10 protein-coding genes are annotated in these 14,890 nt (G+C 54.1%); 9 read left to right on the top strand and 1 reads right to left on the bottom strand.

From position 1 onward, the window contains the following. Both WW58_RS03715 and WW58_RS03710 read left to right on the top strand, forming a co-directional pair. A partial coding sequence (locus WW58_RS03715) for an ADP-ribosyltransferase-containing protein (protein WP_046435519.1) occupies positions 1 to 5,801 on the top strand: 5,801 nt, incomplete at its 5' end. A 41-nt stretch (positions 5,802 to 5,842) separates the two neighbouring features. Beyond that, positions 5,843 to 6,850 carry a hypothetical protein gene (locus WW58_RS03710; protein ID WP_215833453.1) on the top strand — a complete coding sequence of 336 codons (1,008 nt, stop codon included), beginning with the start codon at positions 5,843 to 5,845 and terminating at the stop codon, positions 6,848 to 6,850. A 179-nt stretch (positions 6,851 to 7,029) separates the two neighbouring features. Here WW58_RS03710 and WW58_RS03705 read toward each other — a convergent pair whose 3' ends face one another. After that, positions 7,030 to 7,836 (bottom strand): LexA family protein, encoded by an 807-nt coding sequence (locus WW58_RS03705; protein WP_102758387.1) that lies wholly within the window; start codon positions 7,834 to 7,836, stop codon positions 7,030 to 7,032. 161 nt (positions 7,837 to 7,997) lie between these two features. Between WW58_RS03705 and WW58_RS03700 the strand changes: the two genes are divergently transcribed. From WW58_RS03700 to WW58_RS03670, 7 genes are all read left to right on the top strand, one after another. Continuing rightward, on the top strand, positions 7,998 to 8,264 hold the full coding sequence (locus WW58_RS03700; protein WP_128153538.1) for a hypothetical protein: 267 nt from the start codon (positions 7,998 to 8,000) through the stop codon (positions 8,262 to 8,264). 979 nt (positions 8,265 to 9,243) lie between these two features. Next, positions 9,244 to 10,116 carry a DUF3737 family protein gene (locus WW58_RS03695; protein ID WP_046435512.1) on the top strand — a complete coding sequence of 291 codons (873 nt, stop codon included), beginning with the start codon at positions 9,244 to 9,246 and terminating at the stop codon, positions 10,114 to 10,116. Further along, the gene (locus tag WW58_RS03690; RefSeq protein ID WP_046435510.1) at positions 10,113 to 11,318 is read left to right on the top strand and encodes a MalY/PatB family protein; all 1,206 of its coding nucleotides are present in this window, start codon (positions 10,113 to 10,115) and stop codon (positions 11,316 to 11,318) included. The genes WW58_RS03695 and WW58_RS03690 overlap by 4 nt, the downstream gene beginning before the upstream one ends. Positions 11,319 to 11,357: 39 nt before the next feature. Continuing rightward, a complete protein-coding gene (locus WW58_RS03685) occupies positions 11,358 to 12,365 on the top strand; it encodes a DUF362 domain-containing protein (RefSeq protein ID WP_046435508.1) in 1,008 nt (335 codons plus the stop codon). 46 nt (positions 12,366 to 12,411) lie between these two features. After that, a complete protein-coding gene (locus WW58_RS03680) occupies positions 12,412 to 13,260 on the top strand; it encodes an aldo/keto reductase (RefSeq protein WP_046435506.1) in 849 nt (282 codons plus the stop codon). 21 nt (positions 13,261 to 13,281) lie between these two features. After that, positions 13,282 to 14,361 (top strand): alpha/beta hydrolase, encoded by a 1,080-nt coding sequence (locus WW58_RS03675; RefSeq protein ID WP_046435505.1) that lies wholly within the window; start codon positions 13,282 to 13,284, stop codon positions 14,359 to 14,361. Positions 14,362 to 14,403: 42 nt separating this feature from the next. Further along, positions 14,404 to 14,890 (top strand): aldo/keto reductase (locus WW58_RS03670; protein ID WP_046435503.1); only part of this gene is annotated, 487 nt, incomplete at its 3' end.

Genomic DNA, 14,890 nt, shown 5'->3' with positions numbered 1-14,890 from the left:
ATACGAATCTGACGGAAGACCAGTGGCTTTCCGTGCGCACGGAGGCGTTTAAGAATTGGTTTGGCGATTGGGAGAAGGATCCGCAGAATGCTTCCAAGGTGGTGGACGAGAACGGGGAACCGAGGGTGGTGTATCATGGGACATACGGTGATTTCACGGTGTTTGACAAGGCCATGATTGGATCTGCTACTGATTATGGTTTATGGGGTAGAGGATTTTATTTTACCAATATGGAGAATACTCCGTACGGGAACAAGAAGCTGGCTCTGTTTCTGAATTTCAGGAATCCTTTTATTTTTAATGATTACAAGTCTGCTGAAGAGATAGGCGATTATTTAAATATTTGGGATGGGAATTTTCATGAAGATGACAGGTTTGGAATATTCCGGCCGTATGCGAGAGGAGCGGCCCAGATAGCCGGTAGCGCTCAAGAAAGAGGACATGATGGACTCATTGCTGTACTGGGTAAATGGACGGAGTACATTGCCTTTGAGCCGAATCAGATCAAGTCCGCCACGGATAACCGGGGGACGTTTGATCCGAAGAATCCGGATATTACGTTTTCCGTGATAGGCCCGAATGCGGCCACTTGGGGAAAGTATGCCGATAAGGCTTTCGCCGGAAGGGATGACGGCAAGTTGCGGGCGGAGATTGACGCAAGCCAGGCACAGCTGAAGACTGCGCCTGGAATGCCTTATCTTTCCAGACTGGATCTTTTGGCGGAGGATATACGCTATTTGAAGAATCCAAGGAAGGAAGGCGTTTTGTCAGATTATTTGGATTATTCCGAGTTGTATGATGCCTATCCCCGCTTGAAGAAGATGTCTGTTTATGTGTTTAAGGACCGCAACCGGCAGGAGGCAGGATGGTATGATCCCCAGGATGACTCCATTGCCATCAATTTGTCCAGCCTGGGGCCGCTTTGGAATCAGCGTTCCACGTTGCTTCATGAGATTCAACATGCGATTCAGGAATATGAGGGTTTTGCCGAGGGGGGGGATTCTGGCTTTGCGGAGAGGGTTCTTACCTATCAACGCAACAGGATCACAGGGGATATTATTGCGAAGACGAGGCGCAGGAGTTGGCTTTTAGCCCGTGATGCGGCTTTGGACGCTTTAGGCCGGATACGCAGGTTGATAAGGAATCCGAAGGCTATTAAGAAGATGTCCGAGCGGTTTGCCGTGCATGAGGTGATGGATGTAGATGTGATGGCCAGGCAGGCTATTGAGTTGCTTTTGAAGGAGTATAATAAGCTTGTCGCACAGGATGCGGAGTACGGCAAATTAACGATGGGGAAAGATGCCGAAGGTTGCGAATTGCCGATTTGTTACGCCGGGATGTTGCTCCGCGGCGGGGTGAATGTGGATGCTGTCACCATAGAGCAGATAGACCGACAGATTGAGATGGTGAAGGCAACGGTTTCCCGCAAGATGAGGTTTCCCGGGGAGGAAAAGAGGATCTGGCAGGAGCTGGAAAAGCTCTACAGGGGGAAAGAAGCTGTTGTGCGGCAATTGAAGGATTTGGAGCCGTTTGACCTTTACCAGCGTCTGGCCGGGGAAATAGAGGCAAGGAATGTGGAGAAGCGCCGGGATATGACGGCACGGGAACGGGAAGCTGTGCCGTTTAATGATACGCTGGAGTTCCTAGGTGAGGCGATTGTTGCTTTTTCCATTGCCTCGGCACAGGAACAGGGTTTGTTCCATGACGGCCATTTTGAAGCGGGCAACGCGGTGATCACGGAACCGGGGGTGACGTTCTCCATTACTGCCCTGCATGCTTCCCCTCACAGTTTTCGCAAGTTTGATACGGCGTTCATGGGTAAAGGAGAAGGAGCGCAGGCGTATGGCTGGGGACTTTATTTTGCGGAAAATCCGGAGGTGAACCGGAGTTATCTGAACCAGTTCGCGCAGGACAAGGCGACATGGAAGTTCCGGGAGGTGGAGACTGCCGCTATAGAGGAGATGCAACGGGCCCTGGTAGGCAGTTTTTTGCCGAAGGATGCCCTGCCGGAGGCGAAGGAGGACGCGTCAGATATCGCCTGGTCTGTTCTTGGCGATTTGGTTGATGCCGCCAGAGGAAGCATGACTGTTTTAGACGTCGTCATGGAGTTGCATGATGAAATTGATACTAACAGGAAATACGCGGAGACGTACCCCCAGGTGCGGGAGAAGCTGGAACAGCTGGAAGGCTTTATGCTTTCTCTGCTTGACCACTTGGACGAGATAGAGATTAGGACGGGCATGCCTTCCAATTACAAGGTAGAGTTGAATGTAGAGGATTCCGAGCTGCTGGGCTGGGATTACGTGGACGAGACGGTTCTTGCCTTGTTGAAGGATTCCCCGGTGGAAGAGGTGCGGTATGCTTTGGAACGTGCCGAAAGACGGGCGGATTACCGCGGCGAAAACGTGAGCGGCAAAGATGTTTATCAGGAGTTGTTTGATGCTTTTTGGGATGGAGAAGATGGCACGAAACAGGAGGCACAGAAGGCCGCCAGCGTGTCTTTGCTGTCCAGCGATATTAAAGGCATCAGGTACGCAGACGGGCTATCCCGCTGGAAAGAGAAGGAAGAGCAGACGTATAATTACGTGATTTTTGACGGGAACGACATCAAGATTACGGCGTTTGCGGACGAGTCCACCGGGGGAGCGTGGGCGGATTATGTGGATCCGACGGCGAGTTTCTCTCTTGCCACGAGAGAAAGTGTCTGGGTGACGCTGGAGCGGGAGGCGCAGAAGAACCGTTTGGAGGTGCTGCGCAGCCAGACGGCAAAAGCGTTGGAGACATGGCGCCGGGTTTGCGCGGCCAACGATGTGAAGCAGGGAGACGGCGCGGAGGCGTTCGGAAGGGTCATGGCCGTGGTGGCTTCCATTTACAAGACGCTGCCGGAGGGGTACAGGTTTGGCCTTTACCCTTACATGAGAGCTGCCGAGAATCTTGCCACCCGTCTGGAGGACGGTCAGGCATGGCTTTCCGATGAGCTGAAGAAGGAGACGCTGATGGACGATACCAGCGAGCGCATGGATGCCGTGATTGACAAGCTGCTGGCCCGCACGCTGGAACAGGCGGACCGATATGCCGTCGACCAGATACGGTCGGAGATGGTTGCCCGCATCAAGGCCGTGCAGCCGACGAAGAAGGCCAGCGGGAAGTTTAACAAGGGCAAGTTGAGCGCGGAGGATTACAGGCATTTGCACAGGATAGTCGCCATGATGAATACGGACCAGGAGGCGAAGGAGAAGCGAATGCTGGAGCTGGAGGGCGTGCTTTCCAGCAACCAGTCCACCGAAGAGGAACGGGATGCGGCCGAGCTGGAATTGAAGGATTGGCACACGTTCGGATATCTGGCCGGGATGGGACTGGAGCAGACGCGCGCCTGCGCGCGCGCCCTTGCCCTGTTTATCACGACGGGACGGACGGCTTGGTCCACCCGGTTGGACGAGGAGAGGCGCCGGACGAAGTTCAAGGCCGAGAAGATTGTGGAAGGGCTTGGGCAGGCCACTCCCCAGGGAGGACGTGACGCGGAAGAGGATGCGAAGGCGTCTACGAGAACGAAGGCGGCCAAGTACCTGAAGTACGGTTTGCAGTCTTATTCCCAGCTGTTGAATGGATGGAAGAAGATTCCCGCCCTGCGCGGTCTGGCGCATGCCGAGGTTACTGCGATTGCCGAGGCGAATGTGGCGTTGAGGAATATGAAGCACGCCCGGGATCGGGAGGTGACGGCCCTGGTTAAGCGGTGTTTTGGCGTTCAGCGCACCAAAGATGTGGCAAGGGTTCTTTCCGATTTCAAGAAGACAGGGGATTCCGGCGTAGTGCTGAATCCGCTGGTGAAGGTGGAGCGCACCGTGAGGATCGCCGAGGCCCGCGAGTGGGTGGGGTTGTCTTTTGAGGAGAGGGAGGAACGACGCAAGGCAATCAGGAAGGAGTACAATGACCGGGGGCTTTCCGACGATAAGGCGTCCGTGCCGGAAGCGCTTATTCCGGAGATGCGCCGGCAGCTTGCCGAGCTGGATGAATTGGTGAAGGCCGGAGACGGACGGGCCAGAAGGAGGAAGAATATTACGGCGAAGGCGGAAGTGGTGCGCCCGGGCAGGAAGGGCGAGACGTTGAAGGTTTCCCGCGCCCAGGCGATGTATGCCATTTTGCTTTACGAGCAGGCCGAGTACGTGGAGACGATGCGGAATGAAGGCATTGGAGAAGCGGAGGTTGCCCGCCTACGCGAGTTTGTGGGTGCCGAAGGGCTGGCGTTCGGCTACGGCCTGCGGGAGCTGATGAACCGGCAGGGAAAGCTGCTGGCCCGTGTGTATGAGGAGCGTGAGGGGGTTCCCTTCCCCGCGGTGGAGAATTATTTCCGGGCCGTGTTCCGGGCGGACCACAAGCTTGATACGAAGGCGTCTTTCGGGGAACAGACGAATGCCGTGGCCGGCGGAGCGAAGTACGGGATGCTGATTCCCAGGCGGAAGCACAATTTGCACCTGGCCTGGAATATGGATTGCGAGGCCGTGTTCCAGGCGGCGAGCGCCGAGGTGGAGAATTATATTTGCACGGCGGATATTACTGCCCGCTGGCGCGGCATTCTGGCGGACAAGGAGGCGGCAGCGTCCCTGAAGGAGCACATGGGGCGCCACGGGATTGATTCCCTGCGGCACTGGCTGGATGTGATTGACGGGGCCGGAGTGATGGAGGGGGGCGCCCTGCTGGCCGGAGCCCAGGCGACAAGCCGCTTCCAGAGCGCCAAGGCGGTGGCCTTGCTGGCCTGGAACGTGCTGACGATGCTCAAGCAGACCAGCGGCCTGATGCACGGGATGTTTGCCGGGGAGGTGGGCATGGGGAGTTTCCTGCTGCACCTGGGGCAGACGATGTCCATGACCGGACGCATGGGGGTGTTTGAGATGATGAAAACGGAGGCTTTCCGGGCGAGGACCAATGACGCGCAGGCGGAACTGGTGAGCCAGCTGATGGGGTATGCTTCCGATCAGAATTACACCGGAGCGATCAGGTTTTCCATGGCCGGCATGAGGGCTATTGAGAAGATGGACGTGTGGAGCAATGCCGTGTCCATGGCCGCTCTGTATAACGCAAAGTGGTCCGAGCTGGAAGAGGCAGGAAAAAGGACCGGAGCCCCGATGACGGAGGATGAGATGCACGCCCTGTGCATGCAGAGCGTGACCCGGGCTCTGGAGCTGGTGGCCCAGCCGCTGACGCAGAGCCAGAAGAGCATGCTGGGGGCTTCCACGGGCCTGTTTGCGAAGATGGCCTGTTTTATGAGTTCCGAGGTGCTGAATAAGGTGGGGATGATCGTTTCTCATGTGAGCTCCGGGAATTGGGGGCAGGCTCTTGCTTTATATGGAATGATGTCCGTTGCCGAACAGACGGTGATTGCCCTGTGGCACGCCCTGCTGGATGACGAGGACGAGTGGGAGAAGAACGGCGGATGGTTCGGCGCCATGCTGGGGGCTCCTGTTGCCATGATTGGCGGGGTGCCGATGCTGGGTGCGGCGGTGGAGTTTGGCTACAAGCAGGCGACTGGACAGCGTATTTACGCAGGCACCGCGTCCGGAGTGATTGATTATTCCGCGATTTACCGGGCGGCCAAAAATACGTGGAAAGCCGCCACCGGGGAGAAGGAGATGACGTTTGCCGATTGGGCGGAATTGATTCTGCTGGATGCCAAGGCGACCGCTTACGTGGCCGGAGCGGGCGCCGGGAGCCGCAGCAAGGCGGCTGATTCCGTGGCGTCCTGGCTCTTGTCCGTGGCTGGGGTGGCGAATTTGTCCAAGCCTGGGTTTAAGCTGGCGGAATAAGATTGAATATTAAGGAGTGTACGGTGTATGTTGAGTTTACCATGCGCACTTTGCTCTACACTTTTTCCATATTTTTTACTGCTGTATCCTATGGAATAGATCGTCCTTTAACAGACTTTTTCCCCTTGGCGCAGGAGGCGAAACATTCCGACCTTCTTCCCGAGTCCTTTGACCATTTGCAGGAGAATGACGCCCCTACTTCCTTGCAAGACTGGGGACAGGTGCCGGGTTCCCGGAAGCTTCCGGAGTTCAAGCCCGACGAAAGTCGCCTGAAGTTGTTTTCCGCGCTGGCCTTGGGGGATGACGCTGACGAAGAAGCAAAAGGGTTGGTGAAGGCGGAAGGCTACCAGCCCCCAGTCACACCGGACGAGGAATATGATTTAGGATTAGGCATCTTCACTGCTTTATTTGGAGTAGAGAACATTAAATATCCATACCTTTATTGGAAGATCCAAGGGAAGGAAACTCCTATATTCAATAACTCTAAAGAAATTTTTCGTACTGTTTGGAATGATTTTTCGCACAAAGTGCGAAATGCTCACAAAAGACGTATTAATGATGTATGGAGGCGTATTGAGCAAGAAAAGTACAACACGAAATCTCCTTCTGAAGCTCTTGTGCTGCATTTCCAAAGCGTCGTGAAGAATAACCCTGGACAGGCATGGCTGGATATTCAGTCTGGTGCATATCGCCAATTTGGAAACACTTTTAAGGAGAAGGCAATTCGTGAAATAGTCACAGAAATAAAATATCATATTAAAACTGATGAAAAGAAGAAAGCCATGCTTGACGCAGTAGCTTTAGATGCTCTAAAGCCATGCAATCTATGGAAAGATGAAACAAGATTCTTTGAGAAGTATCGAGATGTTGCAGGTGTTTTTGTAGTTAAAGTTATTCTTGGAGATAAATTTTTAGACTATCCTTATTGCTATTGGATTATGCAGGCGAAACCTATTCCTGAATATAAAACAACATATCATGCACTGGCTGATATATGGGAAGATTATAAGAGGCAAGTACAACTATTAGATTTGAAGAAAGCGCAATAATGCTATTTAACAAAAAAGCCCCTGACCAGGAGGCCAAGGGCTGAACAGGAGCGCTTTTCTGGGAGGATGCTACTGTACACGGCTGTAATGGCAATAAAAAACCGCCCGCGTTTCCCAACGTGGACGGCTAACGGAAAATAAAAAAAGATGATTTACCTATAGCACATTTACCCGGTGCGTCAAGCTTTCTCCCACCTGTCCAGGGTTTCCACATAGATGCCGGAGATTTTGCCGCCGTCCATGGGTTCGATGTCTCCGAAGTCGGGATTAAGTGGATGTAATACGTATTCCATTTTTCCGGTTTCCGGATTTTTTTTGCGGCCGAGCTTTTTCAGAGTAACCCCTCGTTCGTCATGGTATTGAACAATGGTTCCGGGTTTGGGGATGGGGGGGACGGTATGGCGCCGCATAATTACCAGGGAGCCGTCCGGGATAAGGGGTTCCATGGATTTCCCTTCTACGCGAACCACGTATTCGTTTTTACCCAGGGGCCTTTCCATGTAAATGGTAGACGGGACAGTGTCGCTTTCCGCAAGAGAGCCTGCGGCGATGTTGCCGATTATTTGCGTACTGTATTCACGCCTGGCGTGTCCAGCATGGGACGGAAATTGTCTGACCAGGGGAACCAGGGGGGAGTGTGTTGGCCGCAGCTGGCGTTCCTCCGCCGCTTCGTCCGCCAAATCCGTCAGCCACTGGCGGAGGGGGACGCCTTTTTCAGAGGCGGCCCGTTCATATTTCCTCATGCGCTCTTCCGTGATTTCCAGCACGAGGCGATTGGTCTGGACAGGTTCGTCTTCCGGTTGAACCGTTTTGTATTGAGACATCAGGGATTGGATTTTCAACATGGCGCTGGCGGGGAAGGGGCCGGAGGGGGAGAGCCAGTTATTCACCGTACCTTTTTCCGTACCGCATTCCATGGCAAGCCAGTCACGGTTTTTCCCAATGGCCTTCAACCAGTGTTTCACATCCCCTTTTGTCGGTGTCATGGCTTGATGATACACGATTTTCGTGAATTGTCGATAGAAAGAAATAAATTGAATTCGTTAAAATATGTTGACGCATTAACGAAAATCGTTAAAAAGGCGCTATGAAGTACATGCCTTTAGACCTTTCCGTAATGCAGCCGGAGCCATTTCCGCATCCCGTGATGATGAGGTCCGACCTGTATCCCAGAAGACAGCCCTCCCGGGAAGAAAAGTGGGGCATTTGCCCCGGTTCCGTCTGCGGCGCGCTGCGGGCGCTGGTTCGTCGATGCAGGGAAGAGGCGAAGCGGCGGAAGCTGGCAATGAACATTCTTTCCGTCGCCGGAGCCTGCGTTTTCGGCCTGATGGCTGTCGGCGTGTTCTGGCTGGCTGTTGAGATGGATAATTCCGCTTTGCAGGCTTCCAAGTCTTCCTGTTCCATAAAACCGTAAACCGGCCCTTGCCCAAGGAGTTCGGAACGCTTTTTCCTGCGGAGCTTGCTTTCGGAAATGAACGGCCGCGTTTGAGGCCTCCCGGTTTGTTTTTTCCGGTTGAAACGCCTGCGGACGCATGAAAGGTTCCGGCAGGAGTGGGCGCCGGATTTCCAGAGGGGCTTTTTTTATCCGCAGAGCAATTTGAACGGGAGAGACGGGGAAGGGCTGGAGTTTGGATAATTGCATTATTTGCCGGCTGCATCACCCGGGTTCCGGAAATGCCGTCCTCCAATGCCGTTCCTGTGCGGGAATAGCGGTTGGTCATGCGGGCGGGCAGTATGGTGTCCGTTTGCGAAGAGGATGAAGCTGCGGTTCCGGATTTCTGTCCGGAGGGAACCGTATGAGATGGAGCAGGGAAGCCTTTCCTCCACGTGGTCGTTTCCCGTTTATCTGGCGCGGTTTGATTTCATTCTGGCGTGGCCGCCGGGACCGGCTGTTGAAGTAGCTTCCTGAGGCGCAAGCGGGCGCAGGACTGTATGGAAATACCCTGTGGTGTCTGTCGTGCCGGGATGCGAGGCGGGGATGATGCGACCTGGGTCCGGGGCGCCCATCATTCCGGGCGTTATGGCGCTGGTCGGGAGACTGGAGACGGAAGATGCCGCCTGAAACGGCGGCCTTCCGCTTCTGGATTCTTTCCGGGTAAAAGATGCGCCTTTTGCGGAGAAAGTGAAAAATGAAGAGGCTTTTCTCGATTTTGCATGTTGAGAAATAATTTTATGACAGTTAATATGTATTTATTATAAATGAATTAAAAATAATGAAACAGAAAGTGCTAAAATTTTTTTGCATTATAGTTACTATAAGGAATAGCCTGAATGAAGAAAGAAGAGGGCATGGTACGCGGCCGGCGTCCTTTCCCTTCTTTTTCCGGAAGCCGGCCGTCGCCGTTTAAAAGGCACATCATGAAAAACAACAGACTTTTTATCAAATCATCGCCATGACCAAGAGAATGATTAAAAATGCTTCCTACGAAGGGGAACGCCCCCTGTTCGCTTCCCGCCATCTTAGGCTGGAAGACGTCATTATTTATCCGGGGGAATCCGCCCTGAAGGAATGTTCCGACATTGAAGCCGTACGGTGCGAGTTCCGGGGGAAGTACCCTTTCTGGCACAATGACGGGCTGCTGGTGGAACATTGCCTGTTCAGGGAAGGCGCCCGGGCCGCCATCTGGTATTCCTGGAATCTGCACATGAAGGATACCCGCGTGGAAGCGCCCAAGATGTTCCGTGATATGGACGGGATGGTTCTGGAGAACGTCGTTTTGACGGATGCCCTGGAATGCTGCTGGCACTGCCGGAATGCGAAGCTTCGCGGCGTTCAGGCGGAGCATGGGGATTACCTGTTCATGCACGGGGAGAATATAGATGTTGACGGCTTCCGCCTGAACGGAAATTACTCTTTCCAATATTGCAGGAATGTGGTGATACGGAATGCGGAAATCCATTCCAAGGACGCTTTCTGGAATACGGAGGACGTGACGGTGTACGATTCCGTGGTGGATGGGGAGTATCTGGGCTGGCATTCCAGGAACCTTCGTCTGGTGAATTGCCGCATTTCCGGCACGCAGGCGTTGTGCTACGCGGAAAACCTGGTTTTGGAGAATTGCACGCTCGGAGAGGATGCGGATCTCTGCTTTGAGTATTCCTCCGTGCATGCGGAAATCAAGGGGCGTGTGCACAGCGTCAAAAATCCGCGCAGCGGCCGCATTGTTGCGGAAGAGTACGGGGATATTATTCTGGACGAGCATTGCAAGGCTCCGGCCAATTGCTCCATTGAAACGGGAAAAAAACAATCCGGAGAAGCCGCATGAAGTACGATTTTGACACTGTTGTTCCGCGCCGCGGCACGAATTCCTACAAGTGGGATTCCATGCCCAGGGAGGATATTCTGCCCATGTGGGTGGCAGACATGGATTTCCGTACGGCTCCGGCGGTGACGGAAGCCATCCGGAAAAGGGCCGAACACGGCATTTTCGGTTATACGCGGGTTCCGGATTCCTATTATGAGGCGGTTACAAACTGGTTTGAACGCCGCCACGGCTGGAAGATTAATCCGGAATGGATGATTTATACCACGGGGGTGGTTCCCGCGCTGTCTGCCGTCATACGGGCCCTGACGGTCCCTGGGGACAAGGTGCTGGTGCAGACGCCTGTATATAATTGCTTTTTTTCCTCCATCCGCAATAACGGATGCGTGGCGGAAACCTGCCCTCTGAAATATGAGAACGGCAGATATGCGCTGGATGCGGAGGAGCTGGAACGGAAAGCCTCCGATCCCGCCGTCAAGCTGATGCTCCTGTGCAATCCCCATAATCCAGCCGGGCGCGTCTGGACGAGGGAAGAATTGGAGGAGATGGCCGCCATTTGCCGGAGAAACGGCGTTTTCGTAGTGGCTGACGAGATTCATTGCGAACTGACGTATCCGGGCCATCCCTATACGCCGTTCGCCTCCCTCTCCGAGGACGCCCTGCACCATTCCGTCACCTGTATTTCCCCCAGCAAGGCGTTTAATCTGGCAGGCATTCAGATAGCCAATATCGTCGCGGCGGATGAAGAAGTTCGGAAGAGGATTGACAAGGCCATCAACATCAATGAGGTGTGTGACGTCAATTCCTTTGCCGTAGATGCCCTGGAAGCGGCTTATAACGGAGGGGAGGAATGGCTGGAGGAACTGAAGCTCTACCTTTACGGGAATTACGAGATTGTCCGGGATATGCTGGCAGAACGTCTGCCGCAGCTTCGTGTGGTGCCGCTGGAGGGGACCTACCTGGTCTGGGTAGATTGTTCCGCGCTGGGATTTCCCTCCGCAGAGATTGTCCGCCTGCTGGAAGAGGAGGGGCGGGTGCTCGTCAACGGCGGGGAAATGTACGGGGAAACGGCGGGGTGCTTCATTCGCCTGAACGTCGCCTGTCCCAGGAAGCTGCTGCTTGAGGGGCTGGAAAGAATCATCCGCACGCTGTGCGGCCTCATTTCCGGAACACGGACGTGCCCGTCGGGTCCTGCAGGCTCTTAACAGGGAGAACGGTTATTAATCATCAACAATCAAGTTGCCATGGAAAATAAGATGACGAGAAGAACATGGCTCCAGTCTTCCACCGCAGCCCTGGCATGCCTGGCTTTGCCGGAGTATGCCCTGGGCGCGATTGCGGAGAAGGGTGGAGCTTCCAGGGTCTGGATGACGAAAGAAATTTCTCCGGAGGCTCTCGTGAGGATTTACGAGGCTCTGGGGCGTCCGGCCGGGGGAAAGGTAGCTGTCAAGATCAGCACCGGGGAACCGGGAGGCCGCAATTTTCTGAGTCCGGCCTTAATCAAAGACCTGGTGCGCCGGGTGAACGGCACCATCGTGGAATGCAATACGGCTTACGGAGGCAAACGCTCCCGGACGGAGGACCATTTGCAGGCTGCGAAGGATCACGGTTTTTCCGATATTGCGCGGGTGGACATCATGGACGCGGAAGGGGAGTTCACTATCCCGGTGAGGGACAGGAAGCACCTGGAATACGATATCGTGGGGGATCATTTAAAGAATTATGATTTCATGGTCAATCTGGCCCATTTCAAAGGGCATGCCATGGGCGGCTTCGGCGGTGTGATCAAGAACCAGTCCATCGGTGTTGCCTCGGCAGCCGGGAAGGCGTACATCCATTCCGCCGGAAAGACGCGGGATGTTTCCTCCGTGTGGAACAATCTGGCCAGTCAGGATGATTTCCTGGAGTCCATGGCGGCTTCCGCGCAGGCGGTGGCGGATTACTTCGGGGACAGAATTTTGTACATCAATGTGATGAATAATCTGTCCATTGACTGTGATTGCGATTCCCACCCCCATGCGCCGGAAATGAAGGACATCGGTATTCTGGCCTCCCTTGATCCGGTTGCTCTTGACCAGGCCTGCCTGGATCTCGTTTACGCCGTCAGGCCGTCCGAAGGGAATGACAACAGGCCCCTGGTGGAGCGTATTGAAAGCCGCCATGGGCGGCATACGGTAGAGTATGCCGAGAAGATAGGTCTTGGCAGCAGGAAGTATGAACTGAAAGAGCTGAAACCGCAGCAGGCCGTTTAGTCGGTCATTTCCTTTTTAGCATCAAAAAACAATAGAAAAAACTGTGATGGAAAAAGTGATGTTGAACAATGGCGTTACGATGCCTGTCCTGGGGTTTGGCGTTTTTCAGATTCCGGACGCTAAGGAGTGCGAACGCTGCGTGCTGGATGCGATTGAGGTCGGCTACCGTTCTATTGATACCGCGCAGATTTACGGCAATGAGGAAGCCGTAGGCCGCGCAGCGGAGAAGAGCGGGGTTCCGCGGGAAGAGTTGTTTCTTACCACGAAGGTGTGGATTTCCAACGGCGGGTATGAGAAGGCGAAGGCGTCCATTGATGAATCCCTGCGCAAGCTGCGCACGGATTATCTGGATCTGCTGCTCATCCACCAGCCTTTCAACGATTACTACGGCACTTACCGGGCCATGGAAGAAGCGAACCGGGCCGGAAAGGTACGCGCCATTGGCGTGAGCAATTTTTATCCGGACCGTTTTGTGGACCTGGCGGAGTTCTGCGAGATCAGACCCGCCGTCAATCAGGTGGAAACGCATGTGTTCCACCAGCAGGAAAAAGTCCGGGAGGTGATGAAAAAGTACGGTACCAGAATGGAATCCTGGGGGCCTTTTGCGGAAGGTCGCAATGGGTTTTTCTCCAACCCCGTGTTGAAGGGCATTGGAGAGAAATACGGCAAGACCCCGGCGCAAACAGCCCTGAGGTTCCTGATTCAGCGTGGAATTATCGCCATTCCGAAGACGACCCACCGGGAAAGGATGGAGGAGAATTTCAACGTCTTTGATTTTGCCCTTTCCCTGGAGGATATGGGCGCTATCGCCAGGCTGGACCGCGGAGAGAGCCTTTTCCTGTGCCACCGGGATCCGGAATCGATCCTGTACCTGATCAATTACGGGAAGCAGTAATTCGCATGAAGTTCCAGAAAGATGATACGTTACTCATTTAAAATATTTTGTGTGGCTTTTTCCGCCTGCTTTTGCTGTGCGGGGAGCCTGTTGGCAGAAGATAATAACCCCCATACGGACAAGATGATGAACGAGAAGCTGAATTTAACGCAGGAATGGGACAAAGTGTTTCCTAAAAGCGACAAGGTAACCCACCGCAAGGTAAGTTTCCGCAACCGTTATGGCATTATGCTGGCTGCGGATTTGTATATGCCCCGGAATGTTAACGAGAAATTGCCGGCTATTGCCGTTTCCGGCCCTTTCGGAGCTGTAAAGGAACAATCTGCGGGCCTTTATGCCCAGACGATGGCCGAACGAGGTTTTTTGACGATCGCGTTTGATCCCTCGTATACGGGAGAAAGCGGAGGATTTCCCCGCTATGTCGCGTCTCCGGATATCAATACGGAGGATTTCTGCGCCGCCGTCGATTACCTTTCCACCCGCGATGACGTGGATTCGGAACGTATTGGAATCATTGGCATTTGCGGCTGGGGCGGCATGGCGGTCAATGCGGCGGCTATCGACACCCGCATCAAGGCAACGGTAACCTCCACGATGTACGATATGAGCCGCGTGAACGCGAACGGCTATTTCGACGCGATGGATGCCGACGCCCGTTATGAGCTTCGCAAACAACTGAATGCCTGGCGCACGGATGATGCGAAGAACGGTTCTTATGCCCTCGCGGGGGGCGTGCCTGATCCTCTGCCCGCGGATGCGCCCGGATTTATGAAGGATTATTACGATTATTATAAGACGCCCCGCGGCTATCACAAGCGTTCGCTCAATTCAAATGGCGGATGGAACGTTACCTCGGCGCTTTCTTTCATCAATATGCCCCTTCTGGCGTACAGCGGTGAAATCCGCAGCGCCGTGCTCATGATTCACGGAGAAAAAGCCCATTCACGTTATTTCAGCGAGGACGCCTTCAAGAAGTTGAAGGGGGATAACAAGGAGCTGATGATCATTCCCGGCGCGAGCCATGTGGATCTTTATGACAATCAAGCCGGCGTTATTCCGTTCGATAAAATCGAACAGTTCTTTTTGAAGTATCTGAAATAAGGCGATTCTGCGGCTGAATTTGGGGAAGAAAGATGGAACGTAATGAAACGCAAGGATTTTCTCAAAATAACGTCCGGTTTTGCCTTATCCCTGGTTTCCCGGGGATGGGCCGGGGAGGGTTCTTCTTTGCTTCTTGATGGTCCGGGGTCTTCTTCCGGGGCGCCGAAGAAGGGTTTTCTTGGGGAATCCCGGCGCCTTGGAGACCTGGAAGTGTCCCCCATCGGGCTGGGTTGCCTGCCGATGGTGGGTTATTACGGCGGCAAGTATGATAAACAGGAGATGATTGCCCTGATACGCCGGGCTTTTGACAAAGGAGTTACTTTTTTTGATACGGCGGAAGTGTATGGGCCTTATACCAGTGAGGAATGGGTGGGTGAAGCTCTCGCCCCTGTCCGCGACCAGGTCAGGATAGGTACCAAATTCGGTTTTGGCGTGGAGGAAGGCCGCCCTTCTTCCCTGAACAGCAGGCCCGACCATATCCGGCGTGCGGTAGAAGGTTCCTTGAGACGTTTGCGTACCGACCATATTG

The organism is Akkermansia sp. UNK.MGS-1, assembly GCF_000980515.1.
GTDB classification, from domain to species: Bacteria; Verrucomicrobiota; Verrucomicrobiia; order Verrucomicrobiales; family Akkermansiaceae; genus Akkermansia; species Akkermansia muciniphila.
Note: the sequence above shows the minus strand (reverse complement) of the source record. Positions and strands in the feature narration are given on the sequence as shown.

Coding starts and splice junctions, on each gene's coding strand:
- WW58_RS03710 (WP_215833453.1), top strand. CDS start 5,843: ATGCGCACTTTGCTCTACACTTTTTCCATATTTTTTACTGCTGTATCC.
- WW58_RS03705 (WP_102758387.1), bottom strand. CDS start 7,836: ATGACACCGACAAAAGGGGATGTGAAACACTGGTTGAAGGCCATTGGG.
- WW58_RS03700 (WP_128153538.1), top strand. CDS start 7,998: ATGATGAGGTCCGACCTGTATCCCAGAAGACAGCCCTCCCGGGAAGAA.
- WW58_RS03695 (WP_046435512.1), top strand. CDS start 9,244: ATGACCAAGAGAATGATTAAAAATGCTTCCTACGAAGGGGAACGCCCC.
- WW58_RS03690 (WP_046435510.1), top strand. CDS start 10,113: ATGAAGTACGATTTTGACACTGTTGTTCCGCGCCGCGGCACGAATTCC.
- WW58_RS03685 (WP_046435508.1), top strand. CDS start 11,358: ATGGAAAATAAGATGACGAGAAGAACATGGCTCCAGTCTTCCACCGCA.
- WW58_RS03680 (WP_046435506.1), top strand. CDS start 12,412: ATGGAAAAAGTGATGTTGAACAATGGCGTTACGATGCCTGTCCTGGGG.
- WW58_RS03675 (WP_046435505.1), top strand. CDS start 13,282: ATGATACGTTACTCATTTAAAATATTTTGTGTGGCTTTTTCCGCCTGC.